Below are 19876 nucleotides of genomic sequence, written 5' to 3' on the forward strand. Positions count from 1 at the left end.
CTCCGTTTCCGTCCGTGAACGGTGCGTTTCCGGGCCGTGCGGACCGCCGCTCGGGTGAGCGCTCACCGCGTGGGGCGGGACGGCGTCGGGCGGGGACGGGAGCGGCGCCGCGCCAACGATCCGGGCCGCGAGGACGGTGCAGCGCCGGGTCTCGACCGGTCCGTTCACATTCGCTGCCACGCGCCGAGACGGTGGCGGCCACCGCTCGCGCGACCCGTGACAACGACCGCCTCGTACCGCTACCTTCGGCGCAGACGACGAGGTGGCCCGCTCCGAGCGGGCCACCTCGATCCGTCTCCGGGCACCTCCGCGCGAGGGCGCCTGGCAGGGGGCTCGACAGAAGTGCCACGCACGCACTCACGACGCCGACGACGTCGCCGCACCCGGGCTCGGGAGCCGGCCGGCATCTGCCCGCCGACTCCCCCGTCCACTGCCCGACCCCCGGGGTCCTGCACGGGACCCGTCGAGAGCCGAGGACCCGCGATGGCCGTCTCCGAGTTCGACCGCCTGGTCGTCACCCCGCGCCGCACGCAGCACGTGCGGCCCGCCCCGTTCGGCCCGCGGGCCGACGCCGACCGTCCGACCGGCCCGCCGCGCGACGAGAACTCGGCCGCACGCTCGCCGTCGCTCGTCATGATCATGCTGCTCGCGACGCTCGGCGTCCTCGCGTACGCGGTGTTCCTGCTCAACCCCGCGAACCGCGGCGACGCGCTGCCGTACGTCATGGTCATCACGGCCGAGACGGTGCTCGTCGCCCAGGCGCTGCTGGCGATGTGGACCGTGCTGTCGAGCGGGCACGACCCGCGCGGGTTCTCGTTCCACCACGCCAAGGACCGCCTGTTCGACGTCCCCGAGATCATCCGCGACGGCGCCGAGGACGACCCGACGCGCTGGAACCTCTACCTCCACGACCGCCCCGTCGCCGTCGACGTCCTCATCACGACCTACGGCGAGGACCTCGACACCATCGCGCGCACGGTCCGCGCCGCCGTCGCGCTGCGCGGCACGCACCGCACGTGGGTGCTCGACGACGGCCGGTCCGACGACGTGCGCGACCTCGCCGCCCAGCTCGGCGCGCGGTACGTGCGGCGCCTGTCGAGCAACGGCGCGAAGGCCGGCAACGTCAACCACGCGCTCGCCATCGCCAAGGGCGACTTCTTCGTCATCCTCGACGCCGACTTCGTCGCGAGGCCCGAGCTCCTCGTGGAGACCGTGCCGTTCTTCGTCAAGGACGACGTCGCGTTCGTCCAGACGCCGCAGACGTACGGCAACCTCGACAACCTCATCTCGCGCGGCGCCGGGTACATGCAGGCCGTCTTCTACCGGTTCGTGCAGCCCGGCCGCAACCGCTTCAACGCCGCGTTCTGCGTCGGCACCAACGTGATCTTCCGCCGTGCCGCGATCGACGACATCGGCGGCATGCACACCGACTCCAAGTCCGAGGACGTGTGGACGTCGCTGATGCTCCACGAGCGTGGGTGGCGCACGATCTACATCCCCACGACGCTCGCCGTCGGCGACACCCCCGAGACCGTCGAGGCGTACACCAAGCAGCAGCTGCGCTGGGCGACCGGTGGGTTCGAGATCCTGCTCCAGCACAACCCGCTCAGCCCGCGCCGCACCCTCACGCTCGACCAGCGGCTCCAGTACACCGTCACCGCGACCCACTACCTCGCGGGCATCGCGCCGCTCGTGCTGCTGCTCGTGCCGCCGCTCCAGATCTACCTCGACCTCACGCCCATGAACCTCACCATCTCCTGGGGCACGTGGCTGCTCTACTACGCGGGGTTCTACGTCCTCCAGATCGCCATCGCGTTCTTCACGCTCGGGTCGTTCCGGTGGGAGGTGCTCATGCTCGCGTCCGTGTCGTTCCCCATCTACACCAAGGCCCTGTGGAACGCCCTGACCGGCAAGGAGCAGGCGTGGCACGTGACCGGCAGCAAGGGCAAGGTCACGTCGCCGTTCAACTACATGATCCCGCAGGTGCTGTTCTTCGCGTTCCTGCTCGTGACGTCGGTGGTGGGGGTCTGGAAGGAGTGGGGCGACCCGATGCCGAGCCTCGCGCTCGCGTGGAACGTCACCAACACTCTGATCCTCGGGGCGTTCGTCGTGACGGCTGGGCGTGAGTCGCGTGCTTCGCGGCGTGCTGTGCGTTCCGTCCGGCGGCGGGGAGGGGAGGCCGCGCCGGGTCTACCATCCGGCACCTCGTCCCTCGGCGCCTCCCGCCAGACCCGCCACGACCCGGCGCGGCCTCCCCTCCCCGCCGCCTCGAGGTCGAGTCACCCGGCGTCGTCCGCCCTCCCCGCCGCCACGCTGTCGTCTCACCTCGAGACGCACGGTCCCCTCGGAGGTGTCGCATGACCTGGTCGAACCGGTTCCGCCTCGTGGGCGGGCTGCTCGTGGTGGTGCTCGCGTGCGCGGCGCTCACGCTCGTGATGAACCGACGGCTCGGGCAGGCGACGAGCACGACGGCCACCATCCGGGCGGAGGTGCTCGACGTCGGCAGCGACTACGCGGGGACCGTCACCGCGGCGGAGGTCGCCGAGGGGGACGAGGTCGCCGCGGGCGACCCCTTGTTCACCGTGAGCAGCCTGACGCTCCAGCACGACATCGCGCTCGGGCTCGTCAGCGCGGACACGTCCGCGTACCAGGTCGCGCCCGACGGGACGATCACGCTCGTCGCTCCCTACGACGCCGTCGTCACCCACGTCGCGGCCCGCGAGGGCGGGTTCGTCCAGGCGGGAGAGGTCGTCGCGTCGCTCGAGCGGGAGGGGTCGCTGTTCGTCGACGCCCGCCTGACGCTCGACCCGAGCGACTTCGCGCGCGTCCGCCAGGGCGCGGAGGTCACGGTCGTCCTGCCGAACCAGGCGGAGGTCGCGGGCGAGGTCGCCTCGGTCGCGGTGCAGAACACCGCCAACCAGGCGGAGGCCACGGTCGAGGTGACGAGCGACGCGCTCGTGCGCGGGGCCGAGCACGGCCTCGTCGCGTCGGGCACGCCGGTCACGGCGAGCATCGAGCTGCACGACGACGGCCCGCTCGCCGGGGTCGACGAGTCGTTCGGCGAGTTCCTCCGCAAGGTGGGGCTGTGACGCCCCGCCGAGGACGGCCCCGCGCCGGGGCGGCCGTGGCGGTGCTCGCGTCGGCCGCGCTGGCCGCCGGGTGCGGGCTGTTCGAGACGGACGCGTCGCCCGCGGCGACGGGGCCGCCCGGGGCGGGCGCCGCCGTCGGGCACGCCGCCGCGGACCTGACCGGCACCGTGCCCGACGTCGACCCGTCGATCCTGCCGCAGGAGTCGGTCGCGCCGATGCCCGCCGCGCGGCTCGCCGACGGGCTCGTCCCGCCGACGAACCGGTGGTTCTCCGGGCTCGTCTTCGGTGACTCGCCGCTGCCCGTGTTCCCCGTGCCGCTCGCGTTCGGCGTGACCGACGGCGGCTACGCGTTCGGGTTCCCCGACGTCCAGGTCACCGAGCAGTCGATCCTCGGGCCGTACGTGCCGCAGGTCGGCGTGGACGTCGGGGCGTCGTCGGTCGTGGTCACCGCCTACGACACCGCGTCCGTCACGCTCGACCTGCTCGACGGCGCGGGCTCCGTCCTGGGGGCGGTGACCCTCGTCGAGGGGTCGCCCGTGCTGCGGTACACCGCCGCGACGGACCAGACGGCGGCGCTCACGGTCGCCTTCGCCGCGACGGAGGGGCTCGTGAGCGCCGAGGCCGGCGGGCGCGAGTACGTGCTCGTCGGGGCGGACGACGCGCTGTCGGACGGCGGCCGCTCGCTCGACCTTGCCGAGGGCGACTCCGTGGCCTGGTTCCCCGTGCCCGACGACGCCCCGGACGGCGCGGTCGCGACGCTCGCCGAGGCGGCGGCGAACCCCGTGACGGGCACGACGCTCGCCTACGGCGTGGCGGACGACGCCGTCACCACGGCGATCACGTACGAGACGGGAGACGACCCTTCCGGCGCGGCGACCGTCGTCGTGCGGCTGCCGCACCAGCGCGAGAGCGAGGGTGCCGCGTGCGGACTCGGCACCTACGCGACCGTGCGCGGGACGGTCGACGTGTGCACGGCGAGCACGCTCGCCTGGGCGAGCCCGGCCGTCGAACCTGCCGGGGCGCTCGACCTCTCGGGGCTGGGCGAGGACGCGCGGACCGAGCTCGCCGAGCAGGTGCGTGCCGACGCCTCTGGGCTCGAGCCGCGCCCGTCGGACACGTACTTCGGGGGCAAGGCCCTCGCGCGCGACGCGAACCTGCTCGCGCTCGCCGAGCAGCTCGGTCTCGACGACGTCGCGGCCCCGCTGCGTGACGACCTCGCCGCCGCCCTGCGCGAGTGGGCCGAGCCCTCCGGCTGCGAGGCGCGCGACGCGCGCTGCTTCGTCTACGACCCCGAGGTGCGCAGCGTCGTCGGCAGGACGCCGTCGTTCGGGTCGGACGAGCTCAACGACCACCACTTCCACTACGGGTACTTCCTCTACGCCGCGGGCGTGGTGGCGGCCGACGACCCGGCGCTCGCGGCCGACCTCGCGCCCGTGCTCGACCTGCTCGCGGCGGACGTCGCGTCCGGTGCGAGCGGCGAGGACTTCCCGGCGCTGCGGGTGTTCGACGCGTACGTCGGTCACTCCTGGGCGTCGGGGTACGCACCCTTCGCGGACGGGAACAACCAGGAGTCCGCGTCCGAGGCGGTGTCCGCGTGGAACGGGCTGGCGCTGTGGGCGCAGGCGTCGGGGGACGCGACGCTCGAGGCGCAGGCCCGCTGGCTGCTGTCCGCCGAGGCGGCGTCGGCGCGCGCGTACTGGACCGACTTCGACCGCGACGACCCGGCGATCGACGGCTTCGGGCACACCGTGACGTCGCTCGTGTGGGGCGGGAAGCGCGACTGGGCCACGTGGTTCAGCGCCGAGCCGAGCGCCATGCTCGGCATCCTCGTGCTGCCGATGCAGCCCGTCGCCGGGTACCTCGCGGGCGACCCGGAGCGCATCCGTTCCAACCTCGACGAAGCGCTCGCCGGCCCGCGCGACGACCCGGCGTCGTGGGACGTGCTGTTCGGCGACCAGCTGCTCATGTACGCGGCGCTCGCGGGCCCGGACGACGCCGCCGCAGCCCTGAAGGTCGCCCGCAGCCTGCCCGCCGAGCGCATCGACGACGGCAACACCCGCAGCTACCTCCTCGCGTGGCTCCAGGTGCACGCGGCCCCGTAGCACCGCCGACCGCCGAACCCGTGGTCGTCGCCGGCTCGGCGACCTGGCGCGCGACAAGCCCGGGTTCGGCGGGCACTACCCTGCTCCGGGGGTCTTCACACGAACTTCACGGACGGGAGAGACATGAGCGCCATCGGGTGGCGGTTGCACGGGAACGGGAAGACGGTCGCGCCGGGGGACGTCGTCGACCCGGACGAGCGGCTGACCTGGCCGCGGACCATCGGGATCGGCATGCAGCACGTCGTCGCCATGTTCGGCGCGACGTTCCTCGTGCCGCTGCTCACCGGGTTCTCGCCCGCGACGACGCTGTTCTTCTCCGCGATCGGCACCGTCGGGTTCCTGCTCATCACGCGCAACCGGCTGCCGAGCTACCTCGGGTCGAGCTTCGCGTTCATCGCCCCGATCGGCGCCGCGACGGCGTCGCAGGGCCAGTCCGTCGCCGTCGGCGGCATCCTCGTCACCGGTCTCGTGCTCGCCGCGGTCGGTCTGCTCGTGCACGTCGCGGGCGCGCGGTGGATCGACGTCGTCATGCCGCCGATCGTCACGGGCACGATCGTCGCGCTCATCGGTCTCAACCTCGCCCCCGCGGCGTGGGGAAACTTCCAGAAGGCGCCGGTCACGGCCGTCGTCACGCTGACCGCGATCATCCTCGTGAGCGTCCTGTTCAAGGGCATCATCGGGCGCCTGTCGATCCTCGTGGGGGTGGTCGTCGGGTACGTCGTCGCCGTGCTCCAGGGCGAGGTGGTGTTCGACGCGGTGCGCAAGGCCGCCTGGATCGGGCTCCCCGAGTTCGTCACGCCCACGTTCGACGTCGCCGTGCTCGGCCTGTTCGTGCCGGTCGTGCTCGTCCTCATCGCGGAGAACGTGGGGCACGTGAAGTCGGTCGCGGCGATGACCGGCAAGAACCTCGACGACCTCACCGGCCGCGCGCTCTTCGCGGACGGCCTCGCGACGACGTTCGCGGGCATCGGCGGCGGGTCGGGAACCACGACGTACGCCGAGAACATCGGCGTCATGGCCGCGACGCGCGTGTACTCGACGGCGGCGTACTGGGTCGCGGCGGCGACCGCGCTGGTGCTCTCGCTCTCGCCGAAGTTCGGCGCGCTCATCGCGACCATCCCCGAAGGGGTCCTGGGCGGCGCGGCGACGATGCTCTACGGCATGATCGGCATCCTCGGCGCGCGGATCTGGGTGCAGAACAAGGTCGACTTCTCCAACCCCGTCAACCTCACGACCGCCGCCGTGCCGCTCGTCGTCGGCATCGCCAACTTCACCTGGGCCGTCGGCGACCTGACGTTCGAGGGCATCGCGCTCGGCACCGCCGCGGCGCTCGTGATCTTCCACCTCATGCGGACCGTCGCGCGGTGGCGCGGCACCACCCAGGAGCCCGCCAGCCCGGCGTCGGCCCCCGGCGGCGACGAGCCGATCGTCCACGACGCGGTCGAGGATGCCCGCTGACGGAGCCTCCTCCTGATGCCGAACCCGGGATCTCTCCCCAACTGAAGCCTTCGCTGAGGAGCGGTCCCGGGTTCGGCGTCCTGACGTCACGCTGCACGACGGCGTCCCGTCGACAGGAGCGCGCGGCGGACCGTGGTCGCGGTGCGGCCCGGCACGCGGGTGTCCGCGGAGGTGAACCGAAGCACCGCAGCGACGTCCGCGGTCACGAGGTCGTTGTGACGTTCCCGGTCGGCGAACGCGGCGTTCGGCGTGTCGTGGAACTCCGCGCCGTCGGCCTCTGCGACGAGCCAGCGGCCGTCGTCGAGCACCCAGCCCAGGTCGCCGCGTCGTTCCCGTCCGCTCGACCCGACCAACGGGACCTGGAGCGTGTCCGGCGGGACACCGCCATCGACGCAGTCGAGCCGTACCCAGGTCTCCAACGGTGACTCCGCACGACCGTCCGCGAGATCCCACCACGAGTGCGTCCGCGCGACACCGCGCCGACCACGGGCGTGGTCGTGCGCGCGGTCGAGACCTTCGGTCGACACCCGCCCGAGGTGGAGAGCGGAGTCCATGACCGCCACGGCCCAGGGCCGGTCGAGCTCGGGCACCGCCTGGGCCAGAGCCCACTCGGGGGCGGCGACGTACCGGTCGCCCACCCGCACGACCGTCATCCCGTCGTCGAACATGCGCAGCCTGATGCCGTCGCGCGACTCGAGCCCGCTGGCACCGGGCAACGTCGCCTGCGGGACGACGCGTGAGGGCAGGCCGGCGACGCCGAGCAACGCGAGCGCGCACGGCCCGACGGCGATCGCTTCGGGACCGAAGGCGAGCAGCGCCGCCCAGGCAGCGCGGCGGCGTCGGGAGTCGGGCGGCCGGGTGGGCGGGGGTGTCGGGTCGAGGTCGTACACGCCGGCGGTGATCCGTGCCCAGGACCCTGAGCGGACGAGGCGGGTCAGCACGTTCGGACCGATCCCGACGTCGAGGCACTGCCTCGTGCAGACGAGCGACGCCTGCTGGGCGGCGACGGCGCGGAGGGCTTCCGGTACTGGAGAGCGGGGCGGCATGGGTCGCATCCCAGCGCACCTGACGTCGTGGCAGGAACACGCGGGACGGCCCTGTGGAAGGGACCCTCGGACCGAGGGACTGTGGAAGCCGACGACGGCGGGCCTGCCTCGCAGGAGGAGTGCCGAACCCCTGGATCGCTCCTCAGGCGGGCGCGTCGGTGGGGAGGGATCCAGAGTTGGGCGCCAACCCTGGATCTCTCCCCAGGTCGAGCCGCACGTGAGGAATGGTCCCGGGCTCGGCGCCGGGGAGAGTGGGGGCGGGGCGGGGGGCCCAGGACCGGGTTAGAGGCGGAGGCCTAGGACCAGGCCCTCCGTGACGTCGAGGCGGGTGAAGCCGAGGTGCTCGTAGAAGCCGATCGCGGAGACGTTGTCCTCCGAGACGCCGAGGTGGACGCCCGGGGCCCCGGCGGCGCGCAGGGCGTCGAACAGGGCGTCCATCAGCCGGCGGCCGTTGCCGCCGCCCTGCGCGGCGGGCAGCAGGTCGACGTGGAGGTGCGCCGGGTAGTCGGGGAGCACCGAGGGGTCCGTGAGGTGCGGGCGGTGGATCTGACGGACGAGCGCCTCGTCGCGAGAGCCCTCCGGAAAGCTGCCCAGCGGGTACCGCTCGCGCAGCGGTGGCCACCACTCGCGCTCCGACCGCGCCTCGAACGCGGCGGTGTCGCGCGCACCGAGCACGTAGCCCGCGGCGACGCCGTCGACCTCGACGACGAACGCGAGCGACGGCTCGAGGGCGAGGTACGCCCCGAGGTAGACCTCGCCGAGCAGCCGCGGGTCGGCGTACAGCGCGGTCGCGTCCGCGCCGGACGCGCCGGTCCGGAGGCAGATCTCGTACAGGCGGTCGACCTCGTCGGGGTCGGTGGTCCGGGCGGGCCGGAGGGGCAGGGTGCTCATGGGTACCGTTCGGCGGTCGTGAGGCTCGGCGGGGCGCCGGGCGAGGGACGTGCTCAGCCCTCCGCGGGCGGCACGGGCAGCGGCTGGGGGGTGATCTCCTCGATCGCGACGCACCCGGCGCGGCTCTCGAGCGGCACGTCGCCGGACAGGCCGACGAGCTCGGGGTCCACGACGTCCTCGAAGTCGGCGCCCACGTAGAGGTCGACGGTCGCGTCCTCGCGGGCGTCGAGCACGAGGCCGGGGTTGTCGTAGTGCGCGGCGAGCGTGTACGCCTGCGCCAGACCGGCGGCCCCGAAGTGGATCTGCGTCTGCGCCACCACGTCCGACTTCCCGTCGCCGTCGAGGTCTGGCGCGTTGCCGGTGGAGATCACGGCGAAGCCGCGCGACGTGAGGAGGTCCTGGTTCAGCCGCCCGAGGGGGGCGTCCTTGCCGGACGCGTTGTAGACGTTGACCTGGATGTCACCGGTCGCCACGGGGAGGGTGCCCTCGGGGAGGCAGGGGGCCTTGACGCCCGCGAGGTCGTCGACCGCCTCGGGCGACGACAGCGGCCGGTCGAACGGGGCGTCGATCGCCCCGGTGTAGACGGCCAGCGCACCGAGCCCGACGACGGCGAGCGCGGCGATGAGGAGCCCGAACACGACGGCCTGGCGCTCGTGCATGCGTCGGCGACGCTCGGCGCGTGCGGTGTCGGGGCGGGTGGTCACGCCAGAAACCTACCGGACCCCGCGCTCATCGCACGGTCAGGACGCGGGCGTGCAGGATGGCGCGCTGCTGGAGTGCGGCGCGCACCGCGCGGTGCAGTCCGTCCTCGAGGTAGAGCACGCCCTCGTACTCGACCACGTGCGCGAAGAGGTCGCCGAAGAAGGTGGAGTCCTCAGCGAGGAGCGCGTCGAGGTCGAGCGTGCGCTTGGTGGTGACGAGCTCGTCGAGGCGCACCTGACGCGGGGGCACCTCGGCCCAGTCCCGGGCGGTCACCCGACCGTGGTCCGGGTAGGGGCGCCCGTCGCCGACGGCCTTGAAGATCATGCGGCACATCCTAGAGGCCCGACGGCGTCCCTCGCCCCCGTCTGCGGGGTGCCGGTCACGCAGTCGTCACGATCTCCCCACGAGGAGCACCCGCGTCCTTCGCGTCAGCGGGGGTGCTGCCCGGCCGGGCCCGGCCGCCGACGTCCCACCCGGTCTCCCGGCCGGCGTCCCAGCCGACGTCCCAGGTGGAGCTGGACGAACAGGGTCACGACCCCGGCGACGAGCAGCCCGGCGACGTTCACGAGGAGCTGGACCCCCGCGCCGAGCGCCTCGTCCCACGCCCCGACGGCGAGGGTCAGCCCGATCGCCCCCACGGCGGGGACGGTCGTGATGGAGATGAAGACGCCGACGAGGGCCGCCGACTTGGAGGTGGTGAGAGAGAGCACACCCGCGACGCCCGCGAGGAGCGCGATGACGAACGACCACGCGTCGGGCGACACGATGAACTCGGTCTGCGGACCGGTCGTCGCCTGCTCGTCGGTGATGAGACCCGCCGCGTAGGCGAGGCTCCACACGGCCCACGCGACCGCCGCGCAGCCCGCGAACCCGCCGAGGAGCGTCGCCAGCGCCGACCCGGCGATCCCGCGCCGCCGCCGGACGACCGCGTAGCAGATGGCGGCGATGGGGGCGAACTCCGGCCCGACCACCATGGCCCCGATGATGAGGATGGGCTGGTCCAGCAGCCGCCCGATCCCCGCGATGAGTGTCGCGAGCAGCAGGAAGACGAAGAACGTGGCGGAGGGACGAGAGTCCTCGCGCGACGTGTCCGCGAGCTGCGCCCACAGGACCCCGTCGGCGGGGTGACCCGGGGCAGCCTCCTCGGCCGCGACCGCGGCGTCCGACACGACCGTCACCGGCTCCGTGACGACGATGCTCCCGTCGGCCGGGACGCCGGCGTGCCGGAGGGTCCGCATGACGTTGTTCGCGTTCTCGCGCGCCATCTCGAACCAGAGGACGTCGCCCCGGCCGTCGAGCGCCGCGCCGGGCAGGACCGCCAGGTCGCACACGGTCGGGTCGGCGTCGAGGACGGGACGCAGACGTTCGGCGAGGTCGTGCCCCGCGGTGACCCGGACGCTCAGCATGGCGCCATCGTGCCAGCCGGGAGCCGCCCGTCGGGCACGTGTCCCGTCAAGGTTCCGGCAGAGGGCGTCAAGGTTCCGTCAGAGCCCCGTCCGGGGCCCTCCCGCCGGGCGTAGAACGGCAGTGCGCCCGGGTTCCGGGCGCCGGCACCACGCCCCGCCGCGGGCGCCCGCCGACCCTCGTCGAGAAGGCGTTCCCACCATGGCCGACCTGGCCTTCCTCCTCCTCACCGTCGCGTTCTTCGCGACGGTCGCGCTCGTCGCGCGTCGTCACGGCTCCTCCGGAGGTGCCCGGTGATGGTCCTCGACTGGATCGCGCTCGGCGCCGTCGTCGCCGTGCTGGGCTACCTCTTCGTCGCGCTGCTCCGCAGCGACCGGGCCCGGTGAGCGCCGTGCCGACGACGGTCGACGCCGCGGTCGTGTGGGCGGCCGTGGGTCAGGTCGCGCTCCTCGTCGCGGCGCTCGCGGCGGTGCACGCGCCGCTCGGTGCGTACATGGCGCGCGTGTACACCTCGTCGCGCCACCTGCGGGTGGAGCGTGCGGGATACCGGCTGGCGCGCGTGGACCCCGACGCGGAGCAGCGGTGGAGCACCTACCTCTTCTCGCTGCTGGGCTTCTCGCTCGCCTCGGTCCTCCTCCTCTACGCCCTGGGCCGCCTCCAGGACCACCTGCCGATGAACCTCGGGTTCACGGGGCTGGACCCCGCAGGCGCCTGGAACACGGCGGTCTCGTTCGTGACGAACACGAACTGGCAGTGGTACTCGGGCGAGGCCGCGGCGGGCCACCTCCTCCAGATGGCAGGGCTTGCCGTGCAGAACTTCGTCTCGGCCGCCGTCGGGATGTCGGTCGCGATCGCGCTCGTGCGCGGGTTCGCGCGCTCCGGGACCGACGCGCGGATCGGGAACTTCTGGACCGACCTCACGCGGTCCGTGGTCCGGATCCTGCTCCCGATCGCGTTCGTCGCGGCGGTCGTGCTCGTGGCGAACGGCGTGATCCAGAACCTCGGCCCGCACACCGCGGTCGAGACGCTCGCCGGCGGGACGCAGCACGTCCTCGGCGGTCCCGTCGCATCCCAGGAGGCCATCAAGGAGCTCGGGACCAACGGCGGCGGATTCTTCAACGCGAACTCGGCGCACCCGCTGGAGAACCCGAACCCGTTCACCAACATCTTCGAGATCTTCCTCATCCTGCTGATCCCGTTCACCCTCCCGCGCACGTTCGGCCTCCTGGTCGGCGACCGCCGCCAGGGCTGGGCCGTCCTCGGCGCGATGGCCGGGCTGTTCGCCGTCGCGCTCGCGCTGACCACCTGGGCGGAGCTCGCCGGGCCGGGTGCCGCCCCGCAGGCCGCGGGCGCCGCGCTCGAGGGCAAGGAGACCCGGTTCGGCCTCGCCGCGAGCGCCCTCTTCGCGACCGCGACGACCGGCACGTCGACCGGCGCGGTCAACGCGATGCACGACTCGCTCACCGCACCGGGGGGTGGCGTGGTCCTCTTCAGCATGCTCCTCGGCGAGATCGCCCCGGGCGGCGTGGGCGCGGGGCTGTACGGGATGCTCGTGCTCGCCGTCGTCGCGGTGTTCGTCGCGGGGCTCATGGTCGGCCGCACGCCCGAGTACCTGGGCAAGAAGATCGGCCGCCAGGAGATCACGCTCGTCGCGCTGTACGTCCTGACGACCCCGGCGGTCGTGCTCGTCGGTACGGCGCTGTCGGTGGTCCTGCCCGACGGCCTCGCCGGGCAGCAGGAGGGTGGCCCGCACGGGCTGACCGAGGTGCTGTACGCGTTCGCGTCGGCCGGGAACAACAACGGCTCCGCGTTCGCGGGGCTGTCGGCCGGGACGCCGTACTACAACACGCTGCTCGGGCTCGCGATGCTCGTCGGCCGCTTCGTCCCCATCGCGCTCGTCCTCGCCCTCGCCGGTCGGCTCGCCTCCCAGCGGTCCGTGCCGCCGTCGGCCGGCACGCTGCCGACCCACCAGCCGCTGTTCGTCGGCCTGCTCGGCACGGTCGCGCTCGTCGTCGTCGGCCTCACGTTCGTCCCCGTCCTGTCCCTCGGTCCTGTCGTGGAGTCCCTGTCATGAGCACGCCGCTCGCTTCCGTCCCTCAGCTGCCCGGCACCCCGGCGTCCCCCGCGGGTGCGCCCGACGGCGGCCCGCACGGCGACCGTCCCGGCGGCGGCGGCCGTCGTGCCCCGCGGGCGCTGTCTCTCGCACAGGTGGGCGCGGCGCTTCCCGCCGCGGTGCGCAAGCTCGACCCGCGGGTGCTGTACCGGTCGCCGGTGCTGTTCGTCGTGGAGCTCGGCGCGGCCGCGACGACGGTGCTCGCGGCGTTGGACCCGGACCTGTTCTCGGTCCTCGTCGCGGCGTGGCTGTGGGCGACGGTCCTGTTCGCGACGCTCGCCGAGTCGGTCGCGGAGTCGCGCGGCAAGGCGCAGGCGTCGAGCCTGCGCGCGACGCAGCGCAGCACGACGGCGCGTCGCGTGGACGCACCGACCGACACGCTCGCGGCCGGGTCGAGCCTGCACCTGCTGCCGACGGTCGACGTGCCGTCGTCCAGCCTGCGGGTGGGCGACGTCGTCGTGGTCGTCGCGGGGGAGACGATCCCGGGTGACGGCGACGTGATCGAGGGCGTCGCGTCGGTCGACGAGTCGGCGATCACGGGCGAGTCCGCGCCGGTGATCCGCGAGTCGGGCGGCGACCGCTCGGCGGTCACGGGCGGGACGGTCGTCCTGTCCGACCGCATCGTCGTGCGGATCACCGCCCCGGCCGGCCAGACGTTCGTGGACCGGATGATCGCGCTCGTCGAGGGCAGCGAGCGCCAGCGCACCCCGAACGAGATCGCGCTCAACGTGCTGCTCACGTCGCTGACGATCGTGTTCGTCCTCGCGGTCGCGACGCTCCAGCCGTTCGCCGTCTACTCGGGTGCGCGGCAGTCGCTCGTGGTGCTCGTCGCGCTCCTCGTGTGCCTCATCCCCACGACGATCGGCGCGCTGCTGTCCGCGATCGGCATCGCGGGCATGGACCGCCTGGTCCGGCGCAACGTGCTCGCGATGTCCGGGCGCGCGGTCGAGGCGGCGGGCGACGTCGACGTGCTGCTCCTCGACAAGACCGGCACGATCACGCACGGCAACCGGTTCGCGACCGAGGTGCTGCCGGTGGGCCACGTGAGCGCGGCCGAGCTCGCCGACGCGGCGCGCCTGGCCTCGCTGTCCGACGAGACCCCGGAGGGGCGCAGCATCGTCGACCTCGTGACGTCGCTGGACGGGCGCCCCGCGAGCGACCTGGCGCGCGAGACGACGGGCGCGGAGTTCATCCCCTTCACGGCCCAGACCCGGATGTCGGGCGTGGACCTGCCGTCGCCCGACGGCGGCGTGCGGCGCGTGCGCAAGGGAGCCGGTTCGGCGGTGCAGCGGTGGGTGCACTCCACGGGCGGGAGCGTGACGGGGCCTGAGACGGACGAGCTCGCGGCCCACGTGGAGACGGTCAGCGGGCAGGGCGGCACGCCGCTGGTGGTCGCCGAGCAGGTGGGTGACGGCCCGGCGCGCGTGCTCGGCGTCGTCCGGCTCAAGGACGTCGTCAAGGACGGGCTGCGCGAGCGGTTCGACCAGCTCCGCGCGATGGGGATCCGCAGCGTCATGGTGACGGGCGACAACGCGATCACGGCGCGGGCCATCGCGGTCGAGGCGGGCGTGGACGACGTCCTTGCCGAGGCGACGCCGGAGGACAAGCTCGCCCTCATCCGGCGCGAGCAGGAGGGCGGGCGCCTCGTCGCGATGGCCGGCGACGGGACGAACGACGCGCCCGCGCTCGCGCAGTCCGACGTCGGGGTCGCGATGAACACGGGGACGACCGCCGCCAAGGAGGCGGGCAACATGGTCGACCTCGACTCGAACCCCACGAAGCTCCTGGAGATCGTCGAGATCGGCAAGCAGCTCCTCATCACGCGCGGCGCGCTGACCACGTTCTCCGTCGCGAACGACGTCGCGAAGTACTTCGCGATCCTGCCCGCGATGTTCCTGGGTGCGTTCCCCGCGCTCGAGGTGCTCAACGTCATGCACCTGTCGAGCCCTCAGTCCGCGATCCTCTCCGCGGTGATCTTCAACGCGCTGATCATCGTGGTCCTCGTCCCGCTGGCGCTGCGCGGGGTGCGGTACCGCCCGGCGTCCGCGTCGGCGCTGCTCCGGCGCAACCTGCTGGTCTACGGGCTCGGCGGCCTCGTGGCGCCGTTCGTCGGGATCAAGCTCGTCGACCTCCTCGTCTCCCTCCTCCCGGGCTTCTGAGCCCGGTGCCGAAAGGAACTCCCGTGCCCATCTCCTCGCAGGTCCCGTCCGGCGCCCGTCCGTCGACCGCCGGCGGCGCCGTCTCCTTCGTCCGGCAGTCGTGGGCGGGGCTGCGCGTCCTGCTCCTGATGACCGTCCTGCTCGGCGGGCTGTACCCGCTCGCGGTCACGGGGGTCGGCCAGGCCGCCTTCGGGTGGCAGGCGAACGGCTCGCTCGTCCGCGCGGACGGCACGCGTGCCGCGTCGGTCGACGACACGGGGGTCGACGGCGCCCCGGTCGTCGGGTCCGCCCTCGTCGGTCAGGCGTTCGGCGAGCCCGGGACCGCGCCCGAGTGGTTCCACGGTCGCCCGTCGGCGGCAGGGGACGGCTACGACACCCTTGCCTCTGCCGGGTCGAACCTGGGGCCGAACAACCCCGACCTGGTCGACGCGATCGAGGCACGCCGTGCGGCCGTCGCCGCGGAGGACGGCGTCGACCCGGCGAGCGTCCCGCCGGACGCGGTGACGGCGTCGGCCTCGGGCCTCGACCCGCACGTCTCGCCCGCCTACGCGGACCAGCAGGTCGAGCGCGTCGCCGCGGCGCGCGGGCTCGACCCCGCGACGGTGCGCGCGCTGGTCGACGAGGCCGCGGCCGGGCGCGTGGCCGGCGTGCTGGGCGACCCGCGCGTGAACGTCCTCGCGCTCAACCTCGCGCTCGAGAGCCTCGCGCCCGCCGGCTCGGACGCGTCCTGACGTGCGGCGTGATGGACTGCGCACATGAGTGCCGACACGCCTGACGGGCGGCGCCGGGGGAGGCTGACGGTCTACCTCGGCGCCGCGCCGGGCGTCGGCAAGACGTTCGCCATGCTCGACGAGGCACAGCGCCGTCGGTCCCGCGGGACCGACGTCGTGGTCGGCCTCGTCGAGACGCACGGGCGCCCGGCCACGGCCGCGAAGATCGGCGACCTCGAGGTCGTGCCGCGCCGCGCCGTCGGGCACCGGGGCGTCGAGCTCACCGAGCTCGACGTCGACGCCGTGGTCGCGCGCGACCCGGACGTCGCACTCGTCGACGAGCTCGCGCACACGAACGCGCCCGGCTCGCGCCACGCCAAGCGGTGGCAGGACGTGCACGACCTTCTCGCGGCGGGGATCGACGTCGTGACGACGGTGAACGTGCAGCACCTGGAGTCGCTCACGGAGGACGTCGAGGCGATCACGGGTGTGCGCCAGCGCGAGACCGTCCCCGACCGCGTGGTGCGCGAGGCCGACCAGATCCAGCTCGTCGACCTCTCGCCGCAGGCGCTGCGGCGCCGGCTCGCGCACGGCAACGTCTACCGGGCAGAGCAGATCGACGCGTCGCTCTCGTCCTACTTCCGCGAGGGCAACCTCACCGCGCTGCGCGAGCTCGCGCTCCTGTGGCTCGCGGACCGCGTGGACGACGCCCTCACCCGGTATCGCGCGGACCATGCGATCTCCGGGACGTGGCCGGCGCGCGAGCGCGTCGTCGTGGCCGTCACCGGTGGGCCGGAGAGCGCGACGCTGCTGCGCCGCGGCGCCCGCATCGCCGAGCGGGCGGCCGGGTCGGAGCTGCTCGCCGTGCACGTCCTCGCGACCGACGGCCTGCCCACCGCCTCGCCCGCGGCGATCGCGGCCGACCGCGCGCTCGTCGAGTCCCTCGGCGGCACGTTCCACACCGTCGTCGGGGAGGACGTCGCGTCGGCCGTCGTCGACTTCGCGCACGGCGCCAACGCGACGATGGTCGTCGTCGGCGTCTCGCGGCGCTCGCGGTGGCGCGAGGCCTTCCTCGGCTCGACGAGCGCGGAGATCGCCCGGCTCTCCGGCTCGCTCGACGTGCACCTGGTCACGCACGAGCGGGCCCGCTCGGGACGGGTCGCGCGGCGCGGCTGGAGCCCGTTGTCCGCCCGGCGGCGCGTCGCGGGGTTCGCGCTCGCGGTCGCCGGCCCCGTGGGTCTCACCGCCCTGCTCGACGCCGCCAGGGACGCGGTCGGGCTGCCGACGCAGGTCATGCTCTTCCTCGCCCTGTCGGTCGGGGTGGCTCTCGTCGGCGGCATGTGGCCTGCGCTGGCCTGCGCCGTCGTGTCCTTCGTGTGCCTCAACTGGTTCTTCACACCGCCCACGGGGCTGCTCACCGTCGCAGACCCGGAGAACCTGCTCGCCCTGCTCGTGTTCGTGCTCGTCGCGGCCGCCGTCGCGTCGGTCGTCGACCTCTCGGCACGCCGCACGGTCCAGGCGTACCGGGCGCGGGCCGAGGCGTCGACGCTCGCGGCCCTGTCCCGCTCGGTGCTGTCCGGGGAGGACACCGCCGAGGCCGTCGTCGGCCGCCTGGCCCAGACCTTCCAGCTCCGCCGCGTCGCGCTGGAGGAGCGGGCGCGCACGGACGGGCGCGCGCGGGAGTGGTCGACCATCGCGGTCGCGGACCGCGCGGTCGACACCGGGGGACCGGCCGGGAGCCGGTCCCGACGGCGCCCCGGGGGCGGTGACGAGACCCGGACCGTGGTGGGCGTCGACGACGACCTCCGGCTCGTGCTCGACGGCCGCCCCCTGCCCGCGGGCGACCGCCAGGTGCTCGAGGCGTTCGGGGCGCAGGCGGGCATCGTGCTGGAGTACCGCCGGCTGCGCGAGGAGGCGGCCCGCGCCGCGGTCCTGGCCGAGGCGGACGCGACCCGCACGGCCCTGCTCGCCGCGGTGTCGCACGACCTGCGCACGCCGCTCGCGGCGATCCGCGCCGCCGTCGACGGGCTGCGTTCGCCGGAGGCCGTCCTGGAGCCCCAGGACCGGACCGCGCTCGTCGAGACCGCGGCGTCGGAGACCGAGCGGCTGGAGCAGCTCATCGACAACCTGCTCGACCTCTCCCGCCTCCAGACGGGGTCGGTCGCCCCGGTCCTGCGGGACGTGTCGCTCGAGGAGATCGTGCCGGTCGCCGTCGAGCCGCACGGCGCGCGCGTCGCGCTCGACGTGCCCGAGGACCTGCCCCTCGTGCGCACGGACCCCGGGCTCCTCGAGCGCGTCGTCGCGAACGTCGTGGCCAACGCCGTGCGGTTCGCGCCCCCGGACGAGCCCGTCCACGTCCGGGCGTCCGCCTCGGGCGGGATCGTCGAGGTGCGGGTCGTCGACCTCGGGCCGGGGGTGCCCGACGACGCCAAGGAGCGGATGTTCGAGTCCTTCCAGCGGCTCGGGGACGCCGGCGGGCACGGCGTCGGGCTCGGGCTCGCCGTCGCGCGCGGGTTCTCCCGCGCCGTCGGTGCGACCCTCGTCCCCGAGGACACCCCGGGCGGAGGTCTCACCATGGTCCTGACCGTCCCCGTCGCGCCGCCGCGCGACCCGGCACGCACCGAGCGGGAGGAGCGCGCGTGAGCGACGACCCGACGACCCACCACGTCCTCGTCGTCGACGACGACCCCGGCCTGCTGCGTGCGATCGCCATCACGCTGCGCACCCACGGCTGGAAGGTCAGCACCGCCACGTCGGGCGGGGCGGGCATCGACCTCGTCGCGACCGACACCCCTGACGTGATCCTGCTCGACCTCGGCCTGCCCGACCTCAGCGGGTTCGACGTCATCCGGGCCGTGCGGGCCTGGAGCACGGTGCCGATCGTCGTGCTCTCCGCGCGTCACCTCGGCGACGACAAGGTCGACGCACTCGACGCCGGCGCCGACGACTACGTCACCAAGCCGTTCGCGATGCCCGAGCTCATGGCGCGGCTGCGTGCGGCCGTCCGGCGGTCGGCGGGCAGCACCCGCGACGGGTCCGCCGTCGTCGAGGCGGGCGACCTGCACGTCGACCTCGCCCGACGCCGCCTCCTGCGTCGCGGCGCCGAGGTGCGGCTGAGCCCCACGGAGTGGGCGCTCCTCGAGATCCTCGTCGCGCAGCGGGGCCGCGTCGTCGAGCGCGAGCACCTGCTGCGCGAGGTGTGGGGGCCGACCGCCACGCGCGACACCCACTACCTGCGCGTCTACCTCGCGCAGCTGCGCCGCAAGCTCGAGGACGACCCGGCGGCGCCGCGCCACCTCATCACGAGCCCCGGCATCGGCTACCGGTTCGAGGAGTGACCCGCCGCGTCGTCCACGAGGCGCGCGAGCTCACGCACGACGGCGCCCGGCAGCGCGGGCGGGAACAGCAGCGCGCGCTGGAGCTCGCCCGCGCGCCAGCCGTCGCACGCGAGCGCCGCGAGCACGAGCGACGACGGCGCGCCCTCCTCGCGCCACGCGCGCAGCACGAGCGCGTGCACCGCGTGCTGCCCCTCGGGGACGTCGTCGCGCGCGACCCCGCCCAGCGCGTACAGGCGCAGGAGCGCGGCGGCCTTGCGCGAGTCGTCGAGCGCCGCGACCGACGCCGCGACCGCCGCGCGCGACGGGTCGAGGCGCAGCGGCGAGAGGTCGTCGAACCCGGACTGGAGGACCTCGAGCGCGACGTCGTCGACGAGCGTCTCCGCGTCGCCGAACATCGAGCGCAGCGTCGACTCGCTGCGCTCGCAGCGGCGCGCGACCGCGGCGAGCGTGAGGTTCTCGACCCCCTCCTCGAGCGCGACCCGCAGCACGGCGTCCACGAGCGGGCGCTCGTCGTCGCGGAACGGGTCCTCGTCGAGGTCCACGTCGCGGAAGACGACGGCGCTCGCCGGTGGCCGCACGTCGGCGTACCGGGAGAGGTCGCCGATCAGGTCCTCCCACTCGGCCTCCGTGAGGTCGTACGCGTCCTGGTAGAGACCGAGCCACGTCCCCTCGAGCGCGAGCGCCGCGACCCAGGTGCGCGGGTCGGGGGCGCCCGAGGCGCCGTCCGGCTCCTGGGTGGGGATCGCGGCGACCCACTCGTGCAGGGTGGCCCTGGCCGAGCGCGTCGCGTCGCTCTGGTCGGGCGTGGACATGACCGTCACCTCCGTGGTCGGGCACAGTGGATCGAGCCTAACCGGAGGCCCC

16 protein-coding genes are annotated in these 19876 nt (G+C 74.1%); 10 read left to right on the plus strand and 6 right to left on the minus strand.

Features of this window, described 5'->3' with window-relative positions; genetic code table 11:
* Positions 1-483 precede the first annotated feature (483 nt).
* The 4 genes from AC6CH9_RS11870 to AC6CH9_RS11885 all read left to right on the plus strand — a co-directional run bounded on the left by AC6CH9_RS11870 (position 484) and on the right by AC6CH9_RS11885 (position 6649).
* On the plus strand, positions 484-2361 hold the full coding sequence (locus AC6CH9_RS11870) for a glycosyltransferase family 2 protein (RefSeq protein ID WP_498155061.1): 1878 nt from the start codon (positions 484-486) through the stop codon (positions 2359-2361).
* Positions 2358-3089 (plus strand): efflux RND transporter periplasmic adaptor subunit, encoded by a 732-nt coding sequence (locus AC6CH9_RS11875; protein WP_498155062.1) that lies wholly within the window; start codon positions 2358-2360, stop codon positions 3087-3089. The genes AC6CH9_RS11870 and AC6CH9_RS11875 overlap by 4 nt, the downstream gene beginning before the upstream one ends.
* Complete coding sequence (locus tag AC6CH9_RS11880) at positions 3086-5191, plus strand: glycosyl hydrolase (protein ID WP_498155063.1); 2106 nt, start codon at positions 3086-3088, stop codon at positions 5189-5191. The genes AC6CH9_RS11875 and AC6CH9_RS11880 overlap by 4 nt, the downstream gene beginning before the upstream one ends.
* A 123-nt stretch (positions 5192-5314) precedes the next feature.
* Positions 5315-6649, plus strand: a complete 1335-nt coding sequence (locus tag AC6CH9_RS11885; RefSeq protein ID WP_498155064.1) for a uracil-xanthine permease family protein — start codon at positions 5315-5317, stop codon at positions 6647-6649.
* 86 nt (positions 6650-6735) lie between these two features.
* Here AC6CH9_RS11885 and AC6CH9_RS11890 read toward each other — a convergent pair whose 3' ends face one another.
* The 5 genes from AC6CH9_RS11890 to AC6CH9_RS11910 form a co-directional block, all read right to left on the minus strand.
* Complete coding sequence (locus AC6CH9_RS11890; protein ID WP_498155065.1) at positions 6736-7704, minus strand: type IV toxin-antitoxin system AbiEi family antitoxin domain-containing protein; 969 nt, start codon at positions 7702-7704, stop codon at positions 6736-6738.
* A 273-nt stretch (positions 7705-7977) separates the two neighbouring features.
* Positions 7978-8586, minus strand: coding sequence for a GNAT family N-acetyltransferase (locus AC6CH9_RS11895; protein ID WP_498155066.1), 609 nt, complete (start codon positions 8584-8586; stop codon positions 7978-7980).
* Positions 8587-8639: 53 nt separating this feature from the next.
* Positions 8640-9290: a LytR C-terminal domain-containing protein gene (locus AC6CH9_RS11900; protein ID WP_389278001.1), complete on the minus strand. Its 651-nt coding sequence runs from the start codon at positions 9288-9290 to the stop codon at positions 8640-8642.
* Positions 9291-9315: 25 nt separating this feature from the next.
* The gene (locus AC6CH9_RS11905) at positions 9316-9612 is read right to left on the minus strand and encodes a type II toxin-antitoxin system VapB family antitoxin (protein ID WP_024841670.1); all 297 of its coding nucleotides are present in this window, start codon (positions 9610-9612) and stop codon (positions 9316-9318) included.
* Positions 9613-9716: 104 nt separating this feature from the next.
* Positions 9717-10694, minus strand: coding sequence for a DUF389 domain-containing protein (locus AC6CH9_RS11910; protein WP_498155067.1), 978 nt, complete (start codon positions 10692-10694; stop codon positions 9717-9719).
* Between the two features lie 294 nt (positions 10695-10988).
* On the opposite strand from AC6CH9_RS11910, the gene AC6CH9_RS11915 reads away from it, so the two are divergent.
* The 6 genes from AC6CH9_RS11915 to AC6CH9_RS11940 are packed head-to-tail and all read left to right on the plus strand — an operon-like array spanning position 10989 to position 19012.
* Positions 10989-11078 (plus strand): potassium-transporting ATPase subunit F, encoded by a 90-nt coding sequence (locus AC6CH9_RS11915; RefSeq protein ID WP_141389068.1) that lies wholly within the window; start codon positions 10989-10991, stop codon positions 11076-11078.
* Positions 11079-11083: 5 nt separating this feature from the next.
* Positions 11084-12766, plus strand: a complete 1683-nt coding sequence (gene kdpA / locus AC6CH9_RS11920; RefSeq protein WP_498155195.1) for a potassium-transporting ATPase subunit KdpA — start codon at positions 11084-11086, stop codon at positions 12764-12766.
* Entirely contained in the window at positions 12763-14964 is a 2202-nt protein-coding gene (kdpB, locus tag AC6CH9_RS11925; protein WP_498155068.1) for a potassium-transporting ATPase subunit KdpB, read from the plus strand. Before kdpA ends, kdpB begins: the two co-directional genes overlap by 4 nt.
* Positions 14965-14993: 29 nt before the next feature.
* Positions 14994-15695, plus strand: a complete 702-nt coding sequence (gene kdpC / locus AC6CH9_RS11930) for a potassium-transporting ATPase subunit KdpC (RefSeq protein WP_498155196.1) — start codon at positions 14994-14996, stop codon at positions 15693-15695.
* Positions 15696-15719: 24 nt separating this feature from the next.
* The gene (locus tag AC6CH9_RS11935) at positions 15720-18317 is read left to right on the plus strand and encodes a DUF4118 domain-containing protein (protein WP_498155069.1); all 2598 of its coding nucleotides are present in this window, start codon (positions 15720-15722) and stop codon (positions 18315-18317) included.
* Entirely contained in the window at positions 18314-19012 is a 699-nt protein-coding gene (locus tag AC6CH9_RS11940; protein WP_498155070.1) for a response regulator, read from the plus strand. Before AC6CH9_RS11935 ends, AC6CH9_RS11940 begins: the two co-directional genes overlap by 4 nt.
* Here AC6CH9_RS11940 and AC6CH9_RS11945 read toward each other — a convergent pair.
* The gene (locus AC6CH9_RS11945; protein ID WP_498155071.1) at positions 18994-19824 is read right to left on the minus strand and encodes a hypothetical protein; all 831 of its coding nucleotides are present in this window, start codon (positions 19822-19824) and stop codon (positions 18994-18996) included. The two genes, AC6CH9_RS11940 and AC6CH9_RS11945, sit on opposite strands and share 19 nt — an antisense overlap.
* Between the last annotated feature and the right edge of the window lie 52 nt (positions 19825-19876).

The organism is Cellulosimicrobium sp. GQ32, from assembly GCF_059758455.1.

Bases quoted from the DNA above. Each gene is read 5' to 3' on its own strand.
- AC6CH9_RS11890 (WP_498155065.1), bottom strand. From the start codon at position 7,704: ATGCGACCCATGCCGCCCCGCTCTCCAGTACCGGAAGCCCTCCGCGCC.
- kdpB (WP_498155068.1), top strand. From the start codon at position 12,763: ATGAGCACGCCGCTCGCTTCCGTCCCTCAGCTGCCCGGCACCCCGGCG.
- AC6CH9_RS11905 (WP_024841670.1), bottom strand. From the start codon at position 9,612: ATGATCTTCAAGGCCGTCGGCGACGGGCGCCCCTACCCGGACCACGGT.
- AC6CH9_RS11910 (WP_498155067.1), bottom strand. From the start codon at position 10,694: ATGCTGAGCGTCCGGGTCACCGCGGGGCACGACCTCGCCGAACGTCTG.
- AC6CH9_RS11915 (WP_141389068.1), top strand. From the start codon at position 10,989: ATGGTCCTCGACTGGATCGCGCTCGGCGCCGTCGTCGCCGTGCTGGGC.
- AC6CH9_RS11885 (WP_498155064.1), top strand. From the start codon at position 5,315: ATGAGCGCCATCGGGTGGCGGTTGCACGGGAACGGGAAGACGGTCGCG.
- AC6CH9_RS11895 (WP_498155066.1), bottom strand. From the start codon at position 8,586: ATGAGCACCCTGCCCCTCCGGCCCGCCCGGACCACCGACCCCGACGAG.
- AC6CH9_RS11870 (WP_498155061.1), top strand. From the start codon at position 484: ATGGCCGTCTCCGAGTTCGACCGCCTGGTCGTCACCCCGCGCCGCACG.
- AC6CH9_RS11945 (WP_498155071.1), bottom strand. From the start codon at position 19,824: ATGTCCACGCCCGACCAGAGCGACGCGACGCGCTCGGCCAGGGCCACC.
- AC6CH9_RS11875 (WP_498155062.1), top strand. From the start codon at position 2,358: ATGACCTGGTCGAACCGGTTCCGCCTCGTGGGCGGGCTGCTCGTGGTG.
- AC6CH9_RS11935 (WP_498155069.1), top strand. From the start codon at position 15,720: ATGAGTGCCGACACGCCTGACGGGCGGCGCCGGGGGAGGCTGACGGTC.